The organism is Pantoea sp. BJ2 (assembly GCF_040255075.1).
GTDB classification, from domain to species: domain Bacteria; phylum Pseudomonadota; class Gammaproteobacteria; order Enterobacterales; family Enterobacteriaceae; genus Pantoea; species Pantoea leporis.
Genome location: NZ_CP158292.1, coordinates 3,188,587 through 3,207,076, shown reverse-complemented (window position 1 = coordinate 3,207,076; position 18,490 = coordinate 3,188,587). Strand labels below are relative to the sequence as shown.

The window sequence follows — 18,490 nt, the reverse complement described above, 5'->3', positions numbered from 1 at the left end:
ACCTTGAAAAATTTGAGGGATGACCTCATTTAATCTCCAGTAGCATTTTGACCTGTAATGGGAGGAATTATGCGTCTGGATCGTCTTACTAATAAATTTCAACTGGCACTTGCCGATGCACAGTCCCTTGCTCTGGGACATGACAATCAATTCATTGAACCCCTTCATTTGATGAGCGCATTGCTCAACCAGGAAGGCGGATCGGTGCGTCCGTTGCTCAGCGCAGCGGGTGCCGACGTGGCTGGCCTGCGTACCAGCATTGAACAAGCGATTAATCGACTACCTCAGGTTGAAGGCACGGACGGCGATGTGCAGCCATCCGCCGATCTGATTCGGGTACTCAATCTGTGCGACAAGCTGGCGCAAAAGCGCGGCGACAACTTTATATCATCTGAATTATTTGTATTGGCGGCCCTCGATTCACGTGGTTCGCTGGCTGATCTTTTGAAATCAGCCGGCGCAACGTCGGAAAAACTCTCTGCGGCCATCGAGCAAATACGGGGAGGAGACAGCGTGAACGATCAAGGGGCTGAAGATCAGCGTCAGGCATTAAAAAAATACACCATCGACCTTACAGAGCGTGCCGAACTCGGCAAGCTTGATCCGGTTATCGGTCGTGATGAAGAAATTCGCCGCACCATTCAGGTGTTGCAGCGTCGTACCAAAAATAACCCGGTGCTGATTGGTGAACCCGGCGTCGGTAAAACGGCTATTGCCGAAGGTTTAGCGCAGCGCATCATCAATGGCGAAGTACCGGAAGGGCTGAAAGGCCGTCGCGTGCTGGCTCTGGATATGGGTTCGCTGGTGGCGGGCGCCAAATATCGCGGTGAATTTGAAGAGCGCCTCAAAGGCGTGCTTAGCGATTTGGCGAAGCAGGAAGGCAACGTCATTCTGTTTATCGACGAACTGCATACCATGGTGGGCGCAGGTAAAGCCGATGGCGCCATGGATGCCGGCAACATGTTGAAACCCGCATTGGCGCGTGGTGAGTTGCACTGTGTCGGCGCAACTACGTTGAATGAGTATCGTCAGTTCATTGAGAAAGATGCGGCGCTGGAACGTCGTTTCCAGAAAGTCTTCGTTGCTGAGCCGAGTGTCGAAGATACCATTGCCATTCTGCGCGGACTGAAAGAACGCTATGAGCTGCACCATCACGTGCAGATCACCGATCCGGCGATTGTGGCTGCGGCGACGTTGTCGCATCGTTACATCTCCGATCGTCAGCTGCCGGATAAGGCCATCGACCTGATAGACGAAGCGGCCTCAAGCATTCGTTTACAGATGGATTCGAAGCCTGAGTCCCTTGATCGCCTTGAGCGCCGCATCATCCAGTTGAAACTTGAGCAGCAAGCGCTGAAGAAAGAGTCTGATGACGCCAGCGTGAAGCGTCTGGAAATGCTGGAAAGTGAACTTGACCAGAAAGAGCGTGAATATGCTGAGCTGGAAGAGGAGTGGAAAGCGGAAAAAGCCTCATTAACCGGCACGCAGAACATTAAAGCAGAGCTGGAACAAGCGCGCCTGACGATGGAGCAAGCGCGTCGCGTTGGTGACCTGGGTCAGATGTCTGAGCTGCAGTACGGTAAAATTCCGGAGCTGGAGAAACAGTTAGCCATCGCTACGCAGTCTGAAGGTAAAACCATGAAGCTGTTACGTAATCGCGTAACGGATGTGGAGATTGCCGATGTACTGGCGCGTTGGACCGGAATTCCTGTCGCACGCATGATGGAAGGCGAGCGCGACAAGTTGCTGCGTATGGAGCAGGATTTGCATTCACGCGTCATCGGCCAGAACGAAGCGGTAGAAGCGGTTTCGAATGCGATTCGTCGTAGTCGTGCCGGCTTGTCCGATCCGAATCGTCCAATTGGTTCCTTCCTGTTCCTCGGACCAACGGGGGTAGGGAAAACCGAGTTGTGTAAAGCGCTGGCTAGCTTCCTGTTCGATAGCGATGACGCGATGGTGCGTATTGATATGTCCGAGTTTATGGAAAAACACTCGGTGTCGCGGCTGGTGGGTGCACCTCCGGGATATGTCGGCTATGAAGAGGGCGGTTATCTGACCGAAGCGGTACGTCGTCGGCCTTATTCGGTGATTCTGCTGGATGAAGTGGAGAAGGCGCATCCTGATGTGTTCAACATTCTGTTGCAGGTGCTGGATGATGGTCGCTTAACCGACGGACAGGGCCGTACGGTCGATTTCCGCAATACCGTGGTGATCATGACCTCGAACCTTGGCTCCGATCTTATTCAGGAACGTTTCGGTTCTCTGGATTATGCGGAGATGAAACAGGTGGTGATGACGGTTGTGGGGCAGCATTTCCGCCCAGAGTTTATCAACCGTATCGATGACATGGTGGTGTTCCACCCATTGGGCGAAAAACACATTGCTTCAATTGCGCAGATTCAGCTGCAACGTTTGTATAAACGTCTTGAGGAGCGTGGCTATCAGCTGCATATCTCCGATGAGGCGCTCAAACTGCTCGGCGAGAATGGCTACGATCCGGTTTATGGTGCGCGTCCATTGAAACGTGCTATTCAGCAGCAGATTGAAAACCCGCTGGCTCAGCAGATTCTTTCTGGTGCCTTGGTTCCGGGAAGAACCATCGAAATGGATGTAAAAGACGATGTGATTGTTGCTCATCAGTAATCACTTCTGATTAAAACGGGCCTGCAGGCCCGTTTTTTTTGGCCTTTTGCAAGAATTAGCTGCTTTTTGCAACGTATAGCCTGGAAAGTGAGCGGTCGCGCGAAAACTTCAAATTAGCACTTGTCAGCTGAAATGAACTCCCTATAATGCGCCACCACTGAGACGGCAAAGCGGCAACGCAGACGACTCGGCAGGGAGTGAAGAAATTCATCCCGCCGGATGAAAACGCTGAAAAAAGTGTTTGACTCCGAAGGAGAGTAGCGTAGTATACGCCACCTCGCGACAGACGGTTCAGCCGCTGTTCGCAACGCTCTTTAACAATTTATCAGACAATCTGTGTGGGCACTCGCAGGATTGATATCCGCGTCTCCGGACGCAAAAAAATATCAAAGCCTCACGAGTGAACACATAATGAAATTCATTATGACGTTTTACAGATGAGCATCGCTGAACTCGTTTCAGCAAATCAAACTTAAATTGAAGAGTTTGATCATGGCTCAGATTGAACGCTGGCGGCAGGCCTAACACATGCAAGTCGAACGGTAGCACAGAGAGCTTGCTCTCGGGTGACGAGTGGCGGACGGGTGAGTAATGTCTGGGAAACTGCCCGATGGAGGGGGATAACTACTGGAAACGGTAGCTAATACCGCATAACGTCGCAAGACCAAAGTGGGGGACCTTCGGGCCTCACACCATCGGATGTGCCCAGATGGGATTAGCTAGTAGGTGGGGTAATGGCTCACCTAGGCGACGATCCCTAGCTGGTCTGAGAGGATGACCAGCCACACTGGAACTGAGACACGGTCCAGACTCCTACGGGAGGCAGCAGTGGGGAATATTGCACAATGGGCGCAAGCCTGATGCAGCCATGCCGCGTGTATGAAGAAGGCCTTCGGGTTGTAAAGTACTTTCAGCGGGGAGGAAGGCGGTGAAGTTAATAGCTTCACCGATTGACGTTACCCGCAGAAGAAGCACCGGCTAACTCCGTGCCAGCAGCCGCGGTAATACGGAGGGTGCAAGCGTTAATCGGAATTACTGGGCGTAAAGCGCACGCAGGCGGTCTGTCAAGTCGGATGTGAAATCCCCGGGCTTAACCTGGGAACTGCATTCGAAACTGGCAGGCTGGAGTCTTGTAGAGGGGGGTAGAATTCCAGGTGTAGCGGTGAAATGCGTAGAGATCTGGAGGAATACCGGTGGCGAAGGCGGCCCCCTGGACAAAGACTGACGCTCAGGTGCGAAAGCGTGGGGAGCAAACAGGATTAGATACCCTGGTAGTCCACGCCGTAAACGATGTCGACTTGGAGGTTGTTCCCTTGAGGAGTGGCTTCCGGAGCTAACGCGTTAAGTCGACCGCCTGGGGAGTACGGCCGCAAGGTTAAAACTCAAATGAATTGACGGGGGCCCGCACAAGCGGTGGAGCATGTGGTTTAATTCGATGCAACGCGAAGAACCTTACCTACTCTTGACATCCAGAGAACTTAGCAGAGATGCTTTGGTGCCTTCGGGAACTCTGAGACAGGTGCTGCATGGCTGTCGTCAGCTCGTGTTGTGAAATGTTGGGTTAAGTCCCGCAACGAGCGCAACCCTTATCCTTTGTTGCCAGCGGTTCGGCCGGGAACTCAAAGGAGACTGCCAGTGATAAACTGGAGGAAGGTGGGGATGACGTCAAGTCATCATGGCCCTTACGAGTAGGGCTACACACGTGCTACAATGGCGCATACAAAGAGAAGCGACCTCGCGAGAGCAAGCGGACCTCATAAAGTGCGTCGTAGTCCGGATCGGAGTCTGCAACTCGACTCCGTGAAGTCGGAATCGCTAGTAATCGTAGATCAGAATGCTACGGTGAATACGTTCCCGGGCCTTGTACACACCGCCCGTCACACCATGGGAGTGGGTTGCAAAAGAAGTAGGTAGCTTAACCTTCGGGAGGGCGCTTACCACTTTGTGATTCATGACTGGGGTGAAGTCGTAACAAGGTAACCGTAGGGGAACCTGCGGTTGGATCACCTCCTTACCTGAAGATACCTTCCCGCGAAGTGCTCACACAGATTGTCTGATAGAAAGTAACGAGCAGAAAAAACCTCTACAGGCTTGTAGCTCAGGTGGTTAGAGCGCACCCCTGATAAGGGTGAGGTCGGTGGTTCAAGTCCACTCAGGCCTACCAAATTTCTTCTCATGCTGCGTTAAAGCGCCGCTCGTATAGTGAACTATACGTCGCGCCACTTTGCCTTGCCTGAAAAGAAATTACCGTTTGTCAAAAACGGAACTCCTGGTGAGTGGTAGTAGTGGTCTCTGCAGTAACTGTATGGGGCTATAGCTCAGCTGGGAGAGCGCCTGCCTTGCACGCAGGAGGTCAGCGGTTCGATCCCGCTTAGCTCCACCATTACAGTGACTCAAAACAATACTTCAGAGCAAACCGGAAACGGTGTGCTGCGAAGTATTATGCTCTTTAACAATCCGGAACAAGCTGAAAATTGAAACGACGCGTTGGTTCATTTCTCCGTAATAAGAAATGAATAACAGCGCGTTCGAGTCTCTCAAATGCTTGCAGTCTGCGCGCGTTGCAAAACGCCTGTGGGTTGTGAGGTTAAGCGACTAAGCGTACACGGTGGATGCCCTGGCAGTCAGAGGCGATGAAGGACGTGCTAATCTGCGTAAAGCGTCGGTAAGGTGATATGAACCGCTACAGCCGACGATGTCCGAATGGGGAAACCCGGTGCACCCAGTGCATCATCGCAACATGAATACATAGTGTTGCGAGGCGAACCCGGGGAACTGAAACATCTAAGTACCCGGAGGAAAAGAAATCAACCGAGATTCCCCCAGTAGCGGCGAGCGAACGGGGAACAGCCCAGAACCTGAATCAGTTTGTGCGTTAGTGGAAGCGTCTGGAAAGTCGCACGATACCGGGTGATAGTCCCGTACACGAAAGTGCACAGATTGTGAGTTCGAAGAGTAGGGCGGGACACGTGGTATCCTGTCTGAATATGGGGGGACCATCCTCCAAGGCTAAATACTCCTGACTGACCGATAGTGAACCAGTACCGTGAGGGAAAGGCGAAAAGAACCCCGGCGAGGGGAGTGAAACAGAACCTGAAACCGTGTACGTACAAGCAGTGGGAGCCTCTTTAATGGGGTGACTGCGTACCTTTTGTATAATGGGTCAGCGACTTATATTCTGTAGCAAGGTTAACCGTATAGGGGAGCCGCAGGGAAACCGAGTCTTAACTGGGCGTTAAGTTGCAGGGTATAGACCCGAAACCCGGTGATCTAGCCATGGGCAGGTTGAAGGTTGGGTAACACTAACTGGAGGACCGAACCGACTAATGTTGAAAAATTAGCGGATGACTTGTGGCTGGGGGTGAAAGGCCAATCAAACCGGGAGATAGCTGGTTCTCCCCGAAAGCTATTTAGGTAGCGCCTCGTGAACTCATCTCCGGGGGTAGAGCACTGTTTCGGCTAGGGGGCCATCCCGGCTTACCAACCCGATGCAAACTGCGAATACCGGAGAATGTTATCACGGGAGACACACGGCGGGTGCTAACGTCCGTCGTGAAGAGGGAAACAACCCAGACCGCCAGCTAAGGTCCCAAAGTCATGGTTAAGTGGGAAACGATGTGGGAAGGCACAGACAGCCAGGATGTTGGCTTAGAAGCAGCCATCATTTAAAGAAAGCGTAATAGCTCACTGGTCGAGTCGGCCTGCGCGGAAGATGTAACGGGGCTAAACCATGCACCGAAGCTGCGGCAGCGACACTATGTGTTGTTGGGTAGGGGAGCGTTCTGTAAGCCGTTGAAGGTGTGCTGTGAGGCATGCTGGAGGTATCAGAAGTGCGAATGCTGACATAAGTAACGATAAAGCGGGTGAAAAGCCCGCTCGCCGGAAGACCAAGGGTTCCTGTTCAACGTTAATCGGAGCAGGGTGAGTCGACCCCTAAGGCGAGGCTGAAAAGCGTAGTCGATGGGAAGCAGGTTAATATTCCTGCACTTGGTGTTACTGCGAAGGGGGGACGGAGAAGGCTAGGTTATCCGGGCGACGGTTGTCCCGGTTTAAGCGTGTAGGCTGATACCTTTGGTAAATCCGGGGTATCTTAAGGCTGAGGCGTGACGACGAGCCACCACGGTGGTGAAGTAACTGATGCCCTGCTTCCAGGAAAAGCCTCTAAGCTCCAGGTAACACGAAATCGTACCCCAAACCGACACAGGTGGTCAGGTAGAGAATACCAAGGCGCTTGAGAGAACTCGGGTGAAGGAACTAGGCAAAATGGTGCCGTAACTTCGGGAGAAGGCACGCTGTCGGTAGGTGAAGTCCCTCGCGGATGGAGCTGAAGGCAGTCGAAGATACCAGCTGGCTGCAACTGTTTATTAAAAACACAGCACTGTGCAAACACGAAAGTGGACGTATACGGTGTGACGCCTGCCCGGTGCCGGAAGGTTAATTGATGGGGTTATCCGCAAGGAGAAGCTCTTGATCGAAGCCCCGGTAAACGGCGGCCGTAACTATAACGGTCCTAAGGTAGCGAAATTCCTTGTCGGGTAAGTTCCGACCTGCACGAATGGCGTAATGATGGCCAGGCTGTCTCCACCCGAGACTCAGTGAAATTGAAATCGCTGTGAAGATGCAGTGTACCCGCGGCAAGACGGAAAGACCCCGTGAACCTTTACTATAGCTTGACACTGAACATTGAGCCTTGATGTGTAGGATAGGTGGGAGGCTTTGAAGCGTGGACGCCAGTCTGCGTGGAGCCAACCTTGAAATACCACCCTTTAATGTTTGATGTTCTAACGTAGGCCCGTAATCCGGGCTGCGGACAGTGTCTGGTGGGTAGTTTGACTGGGGCGGTCTCCTCCCAAAGAGTAACGGAGGAGCACGAAGGTTGGCTAATCCTGGTCGGACATCAGGAGGTTAGTGCAATGGCATAAGCCAGCTTGACTGCGAGAGTGACGGCTCGAGCAGGTGCGAAAGCAGGTCATAGTGATCCGGTGGTTCTGAATGGAAGGGCCATCGCTCAACGGATAAAAGGTACTCCGGGGATAACAGGCTGATACCGCCCAAGAGTTCATATCGACGGCGGTGTTTGGCACCTCGATGTCGGCTCATCACATCCTGGGGCTGAAGTAGGTCCCAAGGGTACGGCTGTTCGCCGTTTAAAGTGGTACGCGAGCTGGGTTTAGAACGTCGTGAGACAGTTCGGTCCCTATCTGCCGTGGGCGCTGGAGAATTGAGGGGGGTTGCTCCTAGTACGAGAGGACCGGAGTGAACGCACCACTGGTGTTCGGGTTGTCATGCCAATGGCACTGCCCGGTAGCTAAGTGCGGAAAAGATAAGTGCTGAAAGCATCTAAGCACGAAACTTGCCCCGAGATGAGTTCTCCCTGACCCCTTGAGGGTCCTGAAGGGACGTTGAAGACTACGACGTTGATAGGCCGGATGTGTAAGCGCAGCGATGCGTTGAGCTAACCGGTACTAATGACCCGTGAGGCTTAACCTTACAACGCCAGAGGCGTTTTGGTCTGAGAGACCGGATATTTTCAGCTTGTTTACGGACTGGTCTGCGGCGCCTGAGAGGGGGCAGCGGACGAAACAGAATTTGCCTGGCGGCTTTAGCGCGGTGGTCCCACCTGACCCCATGCCGAACTCAGAAGTGAAACGCCGTAGCGCCGATGGTAGTGTGGGGCCTCCCCATGCGAGAGTAGGGAACTGCCAGGCATCAAATAGTGAAGAAGCCCCGGACGAAAGTCCGGGGCTTTTTTACGTCTGCATATAGCGAATTAAAGCCGGCAGATGGCTGAATTTGCATGAAAATCAGCAATAAATTGCACTAAAAACTTCGCGGCAATCACATTTTGTAATCCAGGAACAGAGACAATTCCCGCAACCAGTTAATAGATGCTTTACTCAATCCTTTGGCGCTAATTATTCGCAAGGAAAAGAGGTAAGCATGACTGATTCACAACAACAAAAAGTGGCTCTAACTGCAACGGCAGCTGACAGTAAAAAGCGCATCTGGTCGATTGTCGGCGCATCGTCTGGCAATTTAGTCGAATGGTTCGATTTCTACGTCTACTCCTTCTTCTCACTCTATTTTGCCCATGTATTCTTTCCAAGCGGTGATACCACCACTCAGTTGCTGCAAACAGCAGGCGTCTTCGCAGCTGGTTTTCTGATGCGCCCGATCGGCGGATGGTTATTTGGCTATATTGCCGATCGCCACGGTCGCAAAGCCTCAATGCTGATCTCAGTGTGCATGATGTGTTTGGGATCATTAGTGATCGCCTGTCTACCGGGCTACGGAGAAATTGGCCTTGCCGCGCCTGTCATTCTTCTGCTGGCACGTATGTTTCAGGGATTATCGGTTGGTGGGGAATACGGTACCAGCGCCACTTATATGAGCGAAGTAGCACTGGAAGGACGAAAAGGATTTTATGCCTCTTTCCAATATGTGACGCTCATCGGCGGCCAACTGTTAGCGGTGCTTACCGTTGTAGTCTTACAGCAAATTCTCAGCGATGAAGAACTTCGCAGCTGGGGCTGGCGTATTCCGTTCTTCCTCGGGGCGGCGCTCGCGGTGGTGGCATTGTGGTTGCGTCGTTCTCTCAACGAAACTTCAGAGAAAAAACACCGTGAACATCGTGACGCCGGCAGCATTACGGGATTACTGCGCAATCACACCCGTGCATTTCTGATGGTGCTGGGCTTTACCGCAGGCGGTTCGCTAAGCTTCTATACCTTCACCACCTACATGCAAAAATATCTGGTAAATACTGCCGGGATGGATGCGCGCAGTGCCAGTGGATTAATGACCGGTTGCTTATTGGTATTCATGTTGATTCAGCCGATAGTTGGCGCGCTGTCAGACAAGATTGGTCGTCGTGCCTCAATGATGATTTTTGGTGCCGGGGCAGCTATCTGTACGGTACCTATTCTGCTATTGCTGCAAAATGTGCAAAGCAGTTGGCTGGCATTTGCCTTGATCATGCTGGCGCTAATCATCACCAGTTTCTACACCGCTATCAGTGGCATTTTGAAAGCAGAGATGTTCCCGCCGGAAGTCCGCGCGCTGGGCGTTGGGCTTTCCTATGCGGTGGCGAATGCTATTTTTGGTGGTTCAGCAGAGTACGTAGCCTTACTGCTGAAAAGGGAAGGTATTGAAACCAGCTTCTTCTGGTATGTTTCGGCAATGGGCGCTTTAGCATTCCTGGTATCGCTGATGCTGCATCGCAAAGGGAAGGGGATTGCACTGTAGTTACTGACTGAGATTCCACAGTGCGATACCGCTGGCGGCGCCGGCGACATCCCAGCTAAGATCTTTCCAACTCCAGCCGCTCCCCGCTGAGCGGCTGTCATATAACTCTTTCCCCACACCGAAACTCAACGAAAACAGAAAGCCGAAACGCAAATTCTGCCCGCGGCTGTGATTTTGATGCTGAGAAATCTCACTACCTGCGGCTGCCAGCACAGCAGAAGAGAAGTAGTGTTGCGCTTTGTCTTTGCCGGTCCAGTTATCCTGGGCGACATGCGCACATCCACTACACAGCAAAACCACGCAGAGGATAGGCGCACGCATCGGCTAAAGCAGACGGCTAATCAAGCGATCGATGCGAATACGGCGCAGGCGACGAATCAGCTTGCGCACCTTTGCCGGATAATCGGAGATACTTTCCAGCTCGCGATAATGCTGCACCACGGAAGTATGCTCACGAATCAGCGCCAGCTCTTTTTCACGCTGCTCGGCCAATTGATTGAGAGGATCGTGAATCAGCACCGCATTTTCCAGATCCAGTCGCCACGCGCGTGGATTGAGGTTATTACCGGTGATCATCATCCATTCGTCATCCACCCAAATGCCTTTCAGGTGATAACTGTTTTCGCCATCTTTCCACAAGCGTACCGTCAGCTGACCATTATTGACGTAATACTGCAAACGGCTCAGGAAGCGACGCAGGTTAATCTCATATAGATAAGGCAGCGCCCCGATAATCTTGAACGGCTGTTCTGGCGGGATGTAGAAGTCATTGGCCGTTTTGTCGCCAATGATGATTTCAACTTCTTTACCCTGACGCAGTAAATGAATCAGGTTACGCACCAGAATGGCCGGCAGGTTAAAATAGGGCGTACACAGCGTCAGCTTGCGCTCAGCGCAGGGCATCAAATGGAAAATGGTTTTGTTCAGCAGGCTACGTTTGCCCAAGCCAACCAACGGCGTGACGGCAAGGCAATCATTATCTGCATTGCCGGTAAACTGATAGTTAAAGCTGCGCAGCTCCTGACGGAACTGACGTGTTTCGTTTTTGATTTCCGGGCTGGAAGGGCGCTCAGTTTTATCGAGCCGGTTAACCGCATCGGAATCCTTGAGATTTTCGCAGATCCACGCATACATGGTATCGGTAAGCTGTGGATTGCGGATCAGCTGATAACGGTCATAACGGTATTTATCATGCTGATGCAAATAGACATCGTTCAAGCTCGCGCCGCTGTAGAGCAGCGTATCATCAATGATAAACCCTTTCAGATGCAGTACACCGAGCGCTTCGCGGGTGTTAACCGGAATGCCATAAACCGGAATAGCGATATCCGGGTGCTGAGTCGCCATTTCGCAATACCAGTCAGCGTTGGTCACGCCGCGAGCAGCGCCAATACGACCACGCTGCGCACGATGCCAGTCAACCAGAATACAGACATCCAGCTCCGGACGTGCCTGACGCGCTGCGTACAGCGCCTGCATTATTCCGCGACCGCCGTCATCATTCTCCAGATACAGCGCGGTGATACAGATACGCTTTTCTGCTGCGGCAATTTTCGTCAGCAGGGTTTCGCGAAACTCGGCAGGCGAGTAAAGCGTCGTCAGATCCGACACGGATTGTGACAGTTTAGGCAGCTGTGCGAGGTGTTGTTGGTGTTTATTACGTTTAAATTTAGACAACATCACAGTGCACTTCTTCTCTGTTCATTGCATGGCCTTTTGCCATCAAATCATGATCCTAACGGTAAATAATACCATCAACCGGCCTGTAGAGGAGGAATTTTACCTTTCTGTACAGGTTAGCTGATGACATCACCGAGCGGCAAATTCAGGCTGACAATGCCATCATCCAGTTGAATATTCACGCGAAAATTGAGCTTTCGCGCCAGCGTGATCATGCCGCTATTGTTTGGCATGGTGATACCGTTCAATTGTTGCAGGCCATGATCGCGCGTATAGCGAATCATCTTCTCCAGTAAGCGCCTGCCCATGCCCAAGCCTTTCAGGTCAGACCGCACCAGCACGGAGAATTCAGCATCGATATTATCGGCATCGGAGATCGCACGTGTTACGCCAATGATCTCGTCGACGCCGTTGTGCTGCCGTATAGCGACAATCGCCATTTCGCGGTCATAATCAATTTGCGTCATATTCGCCAAATCTTCATGGGTGAATTCATTGATTTCACTGAAGTAACGATAGTAGAGATCTTCTTTCGTTACCTGGGCGATAAAGGCGCGCAGCTGCGGTTCATCTTCCGGCAGGATCGGGCGGAACAGGCAATATTGCCCATTTTTCAGCTGCACCTGCTCTTCAAGATGATGCGGGTAAGGACGAATCGCCAGCCGTGTTTCGTTATCACCATTAAAAGGCGCCAGCTGCAGCGTGACATCCAGCAGCGTGAATTCGTCAGCTGATGCCAGCAGCGGATGAATATCCAGGCGCTGAATCTCCGGACAATCGACCACCAGGTTTGAAACCTGCACTAACAGCTGGCTAAGCCCGGTGATATCCAGTGGTCGCAACGCACTACGGCTGCGAACTTTGCCGCTTTTCATCGCCTGAATCACCAGATAGCGCGCCAGCGTCATATTCAGCGGCGGCAAAGCCACGGCGGCTTGCTTGTCGGGCTGCCACTCCACGCCGCCTTCGCCCAGCAGGATGATAGGACCAAACAGCGGATCCTGTTCGACCACCACACGCAACTCCTGCGCTCCGGCGCGATTCGCCATACTCTGCACCAGCAAACCATCAATATGCGCCTGTGGATGGGTTTCACGCACGCGATCAAAAATGGCTTCAGCCGCTTGTTCCACCTCTGCGGCGCTGCGCAGATACAGCATTACGCCTTGTACCTCCGACTTATGCGGAATATCCGGCGAACGCAGCTTGAGCGCGACCGGATAGCCAATCTGATCGGCGATGCTGGCAGCCGCGGCGCTGTCGCTGGCAATCCAGGTGGGCAGCGTCGCCAGGCCATAAGCTTGCAACACCGGCTGCACTTCGTGGGTGTCCAGCGTAGTGATGCCTTTATCCAGCGCTTGCTGAATCAGCTGATGCGCCTGCGAGCTGTTCTGCGTCAAACCAATCGGCAGCGCGGGCGTCTCACGCAGTTGCTTCTGGTTGCGGCGATATTCCACCTGATGCATGAAAGCGGTAACGGTACCTTCCGGTGTGCGCCAGGTGGGAATGCCAGCCTGAGTAAACGCGCGTCGTGCGCTCTGCGAAGAGTATTCGCCGCACCAGTTCGTCAGCAAAGTGACCTGCTTGCCTCGCGGATGTTTGGCAACCGCAGCGATAATCTGCTCGGCGGTTTCGCTCGAAGGTGAAACGGCGCTTGGCGCATGAATGATCATCAGTGCATCAAGTTCATGGCTATCAAGCAGCCGTTCAATGCAGGCGACATAGCGCGCTGGTGTCGCGTCATCTTTCAAATCCAGCGGATTGCCGCGGCCAACGCCTTCTGGCAGCAGGGTGGCCAGCGCCTGCAAGGTTTCGTCACTTAACGTCGCCAGCTTACCGTTGCGCGCATACAGTTCATCCAGGGCCAGCGCCGCCGGGGCCGCGCCGTTGCTGATGATCATCAGTCGATCGCCGCGTAATGGACGCATATGGCTCAGCGACTCAACCGCCGTAAACAGTTCATGCGTATCTTGTACGCGCAGTAAACCGGCGCGCTGAATCGCCGCATCCCAGGCAGCGTCCAGTCCGCTGTGGGTACCGATCATCGCCTGCGCTTGATGACTGCGACCACTTTTTATCACCAGAATCGGTTTATTACGCGAGGCGCTGCGCGAAGCGGAAACAAAGCGACGCGCATCGCTGAGGTGTTCGAGGTAGAGCAGAATGGCGCTGGTTTTACCGTCGCGAGCGAGGAAATCCAGCAGATCATCAACGTCGATATCCAGGCTATCACCCAAGGCGATAAACCAGGAGAAACCGAGGTTACGCTGCTGCGCCCAGTCGAGAATGGTGTTAGAGACCGCAGCAGATTGCGAAATAAAAGCAATGCGGCCTTTAGCAATCGGCACTGGCGAGAAGCTGGCATTCAACTCTTGCCACGGCGCCAGCAAACCTAAGCTGTTGGGCCCAAGCAGGCGAATTTGCCACTGACTGGCGCAGGCTTTCAGCTCTTCCAACTGGCTGGACGGCGCCGAGAGAATAATACAGGCCTTACAGCCTTTTTCGCCCAGTTGCTGCAGCAGTTCGAGATTACGTTTGGCGTGGGTACAGATGATGGCGAGATCGGGCGTGAAGGGCAGGCTGGCGATATCCGGCCATGCCAGCACGCCGCTCACCGCTTTATACTTCGGCGTCACCGGCAATACCGGACCGCTAAATCCACCGGCCAGCAGGTTACGCATCATAAAGTAGCCGGCGCGCCCCGGTGTAATTGACGCACCGATTACCGCGATTGATTTAGGTCGTAACAGCGCTTCCAGTCCGCGTTGGCTCATCATCCGCTCCTGCTATCAAGATTGGCATGATTGTAAACGCTTTTTAGCGCGCGTGCCGATTCACCGATCGCAGGCTGAGAGCCAGCTTCAGATTCCGCTACTCAATGCTTCTTCCAGAGCATGAATCGGATGATGCGGTTTCCCCGCCAGATAAGCATGACGGAAGCGGGCGAAATAGTGCTGCAATTCTGCGGCGGCGGCGAGATCCCCGGCCTGTTCCAGCAGCGCGGCAGCAACTTCGGCGGTGCAGTGCTGGCCTTCGCCGTGGGCCTCGCGCAGCGTGTAGCGCGAGGGCGCAGACACGTTGAGCGACATCACCGGCAACGCATCCAGCCACGGACTTTTGCGGAACATCTTGCGCGCTTCCGTCCAGGTGCCGTCGAGCATAATAAACAGCGGCGGTTTGCCGGTGAGCGGCGGGCTGGTGAGCACTTCGCGATCGGCATCTGCGTAAGACGCCGGGAAAACCACCAGCGGCTGATAATGCGCGTTCTTCACCACCGCCAGCAGCGCGGCATCCGGCTCGGTGCGTGACCAGCCAAACGCCTCGGTGTCCGGCAGCACATCGGCAATTAACCTTCCGGTATTGCTCGGCTTCATCGGCTCGGTATCGAACATCACCAGACAGAAGCGACTGCGCGCTTGCTGAGGCTGGATGGTGGCGCACAGACAGTTTTTCTGCGGCAGCAGGCAGCGTTGGCAACGAATGACACGATTACCGCGCGCAAGAAACGGGCGCGTGGCGCGCGCTAAACGTTGCGCACGTAAGCGCAGAACGGCATTTTCAAACATAAATTCGCAGGCAGGAGAAAAAACGCCAGTGTAATGGAATTAGCCGGGAAAGGTAATAAGGAAGGCCAGCACGCGGCTGGCCATCAGCGGTTTACAGCGATTCGTCGAGCCACTCGTTGAAGGGCGCTTTCGGCATTGCGCCGTTCAGCATGTCGACCATCTCGCCGTTCTTGAACAGCATAATAGTAGGAATGCTGCGAATGCGGAAACGCGAACTAAGCGCGGGTTCGGCTTCGGTATTCACTTTCACGAAGCGCACCTTGCCGCGCCGCTCGTCGGCGACATCTTTAAACACCGGTGCGAAGTTAACGCACGGGCCGCACCACGGCGCCCAGAAGTCGATCACCACCGGCAGATCGTCTTGCAGATACTTATCCAGCGTGGCTGCGGTCGCGTTGGCGACTTCACCGTTGAATAGCTCGCCGCCGCAACGACCACATTTTGCTCCATCAGCCATGCGCGACTCGGGCACGCGGTTGGTTGCCTGACAGGAGGCACAAACTGTATTCATATTTACCTCAACCCGGACCTGTAAATCTGATGATTGCCGGACATTATGAAAAGGTTGAGTGCTATGCTCAATCTGGATTGCCCAATAGGTTCAATAGTTGATAGCTAAGCACCGACACATCAGGTAATCTTCGCGCTCTCAATGGTGGAGGAACAGATGAACGACGAATTTAAAGGCAAAAGCGGCAAGGTAAAAGTGATGTACGTACGTGATGAGGAGAGTGGTCAAAAGCCGAATCCCCGTACCGGCAAAGGCGGCCGTCCTGCTGCGCGCCAGGAAGATAATCGTCGTTCTGGTCCTCGCAGCGGTGCACGTAATAATGAAGAAGGTGGCCGTAGCGGCGCACGCAGCCCGGCACCGCGCGGTGCGAGTAATACCGAACGCGGTCGCAGCTTTGGTCGTCGTGACGATCGTGGTGACGACAACCGCAGCTTCGGTGATTCGCCGTGGCGCACCGTTTCTCGTCCGCCGGTCGCGGATGATAGTCAACTGGATGATGCCGCGAACAAGCCGGTCATCGATCCCGAGCAGATTCGCCGTCAGCGTCAGGAAGAGACGCGCGTCTACGGTGAAAATGCCTGTCAGGCGCTGTTCCTGAGCCGTCCGGAAAGCATCGTGCGCGCCTGGTTTATTCAGAGCGTAACACCGCGTTTCCGTGAAACCCTGCGCTGGCTGGCTGCCAACCGCAAAGCCTATCATGTGGTTGAAGATGCTGAGCTGACCAAAGCTTCAGGTACTGAACACCACGGTGGCGTGTGCTTCATCATCAAAAAACGCATGGGCATGCCGGTTACCGAGTGGCTGACCAAGGCTCCCACCAAAGATTGCGTGCTGGCGCTGGAAGATGTCAGCAACCCGCACAACCTTGGCGGCATTATGCGTAGCTGCGCGCACTTCGGTGTGAAAGGTTTGCTGGTGAATGATGCTTCGCTGCTGGAGTCAGGTGCGGCAGTACGTACCGCCGAAGGTGGCGCTGAACACGTACAGGCAATCAGCGGCGAAAGCTTTGCCGATGGCCTGGAAGCGTTCCGTAAAGCGGGTTACACCATCGTTACCACCTCAAGCCACGAAGGCACACCGCTGGCGAAAGCTGAGCTGCCTGCCAAAATGGTGCTGGTGTTGGGTCAGGAGAGCGAAGGTCTGTCAGACAGCGCTTTCCAGCAGGGCGATCTCAGCCTGTCGATTGGTGGCACCGGCAACGTTGAAAGCCTCAACGTGTCAGTGGCGACCGGTATTCTGCTCGCCGAATGGTGGCGTCAGAACGCATAAAAAAACGGGCCGCAAGGCCCGTTTTTGTTTGTCTCGCTTAGTGAGCACCACCGCCGCCACTGCCCGCACCAAATGGTGGACGCGCAAACCACACCAGCACCAGCAAGATCAAGAACACGCCCGCCGATGCCCAGAAGATCTCATTCGCCGAAATAATCAGACCCTGATTGGTAATTTGCTGCGCGATATATGCCGAGGCCTGCTGCTGGGTCATGCCCATGCTTTGCAACTGGTCATACATCTGCTGTGAATTGACGTTGTACGGATTCACCGACTCCGACAGATAGCTATGATGCATCGATTCACGGTTACTCCACATGGTGGTAGTAATTGAGGTACCGATGGAACCCGCCAGCGTACGCACGAAGTTCGACAGGCTTGATGCCGCCGCCATACGTTCTGGCGGTAAGCCTGACAGCGTAATGGTGGTGAGCGGCATAAAGAAGCACGCCACCGCAAAGCCCTGAATAAACTGCGGCCACGCTGATGCACCAAAATCCATCCCCGGCTCAAATGTGTAGGCGCGCCAGTAAAAACAGACGGCATACATGATGAAGCTAAAGGTCACCAGCTTACGCATATCCAGCTTGTGGGCGAAGCGGCCAATGATCGGCGACAGGATCACCGGCAGAATCCCCACCGGTGCCGACGCCAATCCGGCCCAGGTGGCGGTGTAGCCATATACCTCCTGTAACAGCTGCGGCAGCAACACTATCGAGCCGAAGTAAAGCATATAGGCCAGGCTAATCGACAAACAGCCGATGGTGAAGTTGCGCATCTTGAACAACGACAAATCGACTATCGGATGGTCGTCGGTGAGCTCCCACACCAGCAACACCAGCAGCGCCACCACGGCGACCACCATCAGCACAATGATCTCGGTTGAGCTAAACCAGTCGAGCTCTTTTCCGCGATCCAGCATCACCTGCAGCGAGCCAATGCCCACCACCAGCAGTACCAACCCCACCATATCGATCCGGCGGATTTCGGTTTTGGTTTCACGTCCACGCAGCGTTTGCAGCGTCAGTAACACCACCACCAAACCAATCGGCACGTTGATGAAGAAGATCCAGCCCCAGTGATAGTTATCGCTGATCCAGCCGCCGAGAATCGGACCGCAGATCGGTGCCACAATCACCGTCATCGCCCACAGCGAAAGCGCCACGCTGCGTTTCGCTGGCGGATAGTTGTTCAGCAGCAAACTCTGCGACAGCGGAATCAGCGGACCGGCAACCACGCCCTGAATGACGCGGAAGAAGATCAGCATCTCCAGGCTTTCGGACATGCCGCAAGCCCAGGACGCCAATACAAACAGGATGGTCGACCAGGTAAACAGCTTCACTTCACCGATGCGCTTGGCCAGCCAACCGGTTATCGGAATCGAGATGGCGTTTGCCACCCCGAAAGAGGTAATCACCCAGGTGCCCTGCGAGTTCGAGGCACCGAGGTTACCGGCGATGGTCGGAATCGCCACGTTAGCGATGGTGGAGTCGAGTACCTGCATGAACGTCGCCAGCGACAGGGCGATGGTCATCAGGACTAACGGCGCACCTTCAAGCGGTTTTTGTGCCATAAC

At 54.0% G+C, this 18,490-nt stretch carries 9 protein-coding genes, 2 tRNA genes and 3 rRNA genes; 8 read left to right on the top strand and 6 right to left on the bottom strand.

Going from position 1 to position 18,490, the window contains the following annotated elements:
* The first annotated feature begins 69 nt into the window (after positions 1-69).
* The 7 genes from clpB to AAF463_RS14805 all read left to right on the top strand — a co-directional run bounded on the left by clpB (position 70) and on the right by AAF463_RS14805 (position 9,888).
* A complete protein-coding gene (gene clpB, locus AAF463_RS14835) occupies positions 70-2,643 on the top strand; it encodes an ATP-dependent chaperone ClpB (protein ID WP_350261008.1) in 2,574 nt (857 codons plus the stop codon).
* 474 nt (positions 2,644-3,117) lie between these two features.
* Positions 3,118-4,657: ribosomal RNA gene (locus AAF463_RS14830) — 16S ribosomal RNA — on the top strand.
* 73 nt (positions 4,658-4,730) lie between these two features.
* A tRNA-Ile gene (locus tag AAF463_RS14825) sits at positions 4,731-4,807 on the top strand.
* Positions 4,808-4,950: 143 nt separating this feature from the next.
* Positions 4,951-5,026: transfer RNA gene (locus AAF463_RS14820), tRNA-Ala, on the top strand.
* Positions 5,027-5,228: 202 nt separating this feature from the next.
* Positions 5,229-8,133: ribosomal RNA gene (locus AAF463_RS14815) — 23S ribosomal RNA — on the top strand.
* A gap of 102 nt (positions 8,134-8,235) precedes the next feature.
* Positions 8,236-8,351: ribosomal RNA gene (rrf, locus tag AAF463_RS14810) — 5S ribosomal RNA — on the top strand.
* Together the 16S, 23S and 5S rRNA genes with 2 tRNA genes alongside form the textbook arrangement of a ribosomal RNA operon.
* Positions 8,352-8,583: 232 nt before the next feature.
* The gene (locus tag AAF463_RS14805; protein ID WP_101763427.1) at positions 8,584-9,888 is read left to right on the top strand and encodes an MFS family transporter; all 1,305 of its coding nucleotides are present in this window, start codon (positions 8,584-8,586) and stop codon (positions 9,886-9,888) included.
* On the opposite strand, the gene AAF463_RS14800 is transcribed toward AAF463_RS14805, so the two are convergent.
* From AAF463_RS14800 to trxC, 5 genes are all read right to left on the bottom strand, one after another.
* Positions 9,889-10,209 (bottom strand): YfiM family lipoprotein, encoded by a 321-nt coding sequence (locus tag AAF463_RS14800; protein WP_101763428.1) that lies wholly within the window; start codon positions 10,207-10,209, stop codon positions 9,889-9,891.
* Between the two features lie 3 nt (positions 10,210-10,212).
* Positions 10,213-11,568: a CDP-diacylglycerol--serine O-phosphatidyltransferase gene (gene pssA, locus AAF463_RS14795; RefSeq protein WP_101763429.1), complete on the bottom strand. Its 1,356-nt coding sequence runs from the start codon at positions 11,566-11,568 to the stop codon at positions 10,213-10,215.
* A 116-nt stretch (positions 11,569-11,684) separates the two neighbouring features.
* The gene (locus tag AAF463_RS14790; RefSeq protein WP_350261007.1) at positions 11,685-14,342 is read right to left on the bottom strand and encodes a bifunctional acetate--CoA ligase family protein/GNAT family N-acetyltransferase; all 2,658 of its coding nucleotides are present in this window, start codon (positions 14,340-14,342) and stop codon (positions 11,685-11,687) included.
* Positions 14,343-14,429: 87 nt separating this feature from the next.
* The gene (locus tag AAF463_RS14785) at positions 14,430-15,134 is read right to left on the bottom strand and encodes a tRNA-uridine aminocarboxypropyltransferase (RefSeq protein WP_222184354.1); all 705 of its coding nucleotides are present in this window, start codon (positions 15,132-15,134) and stop codon (positions 14,430-14,432) included.
* Between the two features lie 91 nt (positions 15,135-15,225).
* The gene (gene trxC / locus AAF463_RS14780; RefSeq protein WP_110868290.1) at positions 15,226-15,645 is read right to left on the bottom strand and encodes a thioredoxin TrxC; all 420 of its coding nucleotides are present in this window, start codon (positions 15,643-15,645) and stop codon (positions 15,226-15,228) included.
* 156 nt (positions 15,646-15,801) lie between these two features.
* On the opposite strand from trxC, the gene AAF463_RS14775 reads away from it, so the two are divergent.
* Positions 15,802-16,914 carry a tRNA/rRNA methyltransferase gene (locus tag AAF463_RS14775; protein WP_222233828.1) on the top strand — a complete coding sequence of 371 codons (1,113 nt, stop codon included), beginning with the start codon at positions 15,802-15,804 and terminating at the stop codon, positions 16,912-16,914.
* A 37-nt stretch (positions 16,915-16,951) separates the two neighbouring features.
* Here the strand turns inward: AAF463_RS14775 and emrB are convergent, their stop codons facing one another.
* A complete protein-coding gene (emrB, locus tag AAF463_RS14770) occupies positions 16,952-18,487 on the bottom strand; it encodes a multidrug efflux MFS transporter permease subunit EmrB (protein WP_101763434.1) in 1,536 nt (511 codons plus the stop codon).
* Positions 18,488-18,490 lie beyond the last annotated feature (3 nt).

What these genes read in the sequence shown, in the direction of transcription:
- clpB (WP_350261008.1), top strand. Translation starts at nt 70, where the DNA reads ATGCGTCTGGATCGTCTTACTAATAAATTTCAACTGGCACTTGCCGAT.
- AAF463_RS14805 (WP_101763427.1), top strand. Translation starts at nt 8,584, where the DNA reads ATGACTGATTCACAACAACAAAAAGTGGCTCTAACTGCAACGGCAGCT.
- AAF463_RS14800 (WP_101763428.1), bottom strand. Translation starts at nt 10,209, where the DNA reads ATGCGTGCGCCTATCCTCTGCGTGGTTTTGCTGTGTAGTGGATGTGCG.
- pssA (WP_101763429.1), bottom strand. Translation starts at nt 11,568, where the DNA reads ATGTTGTCTAAATTTAAACGTAATAAACACCAACAACACCTCGCACAG.
- AAF463_RS14790 (WP_350261007.1), bottom strand. Translation starts at nt 14,342, where the DNA reads ATGAGCCAACGCGGACTGGAAGCGCTGTTACGACCTAAATCAATCGCG.
- AAF463_RS14785 (WP_222184354.1), bottom strand. Translation starts at nt 15,134, where the DNA reads ATGTTTGAAAATGCCGTTCTGCGCTTACGTGCGCAACGTTTAGCGCGC.
- trxC (WP_110868290.1), bottom strand. Translation starts at nt 15,645, where the DNA reads ATGAATACAGTTTGTGCCTCCTGTCAGGCAACCAACCGCGTGCCCGAG.
- AAF463_RS14775 (WP_222233828.1), top strand. Translation starts at nt 15,802, where the DNA reads ATGAACGACGAATTTAAAGGCAAAAGCGGCAAGGTAAAAGTGATGTAC.
- emrB (WP_101763434.1), bottom strand. Translation starts at nt 18,487, where the DNA reads ATGGCACAAAAACCGCTTGAAGGTGCGCCGTTAGTCCTGATGACCATC.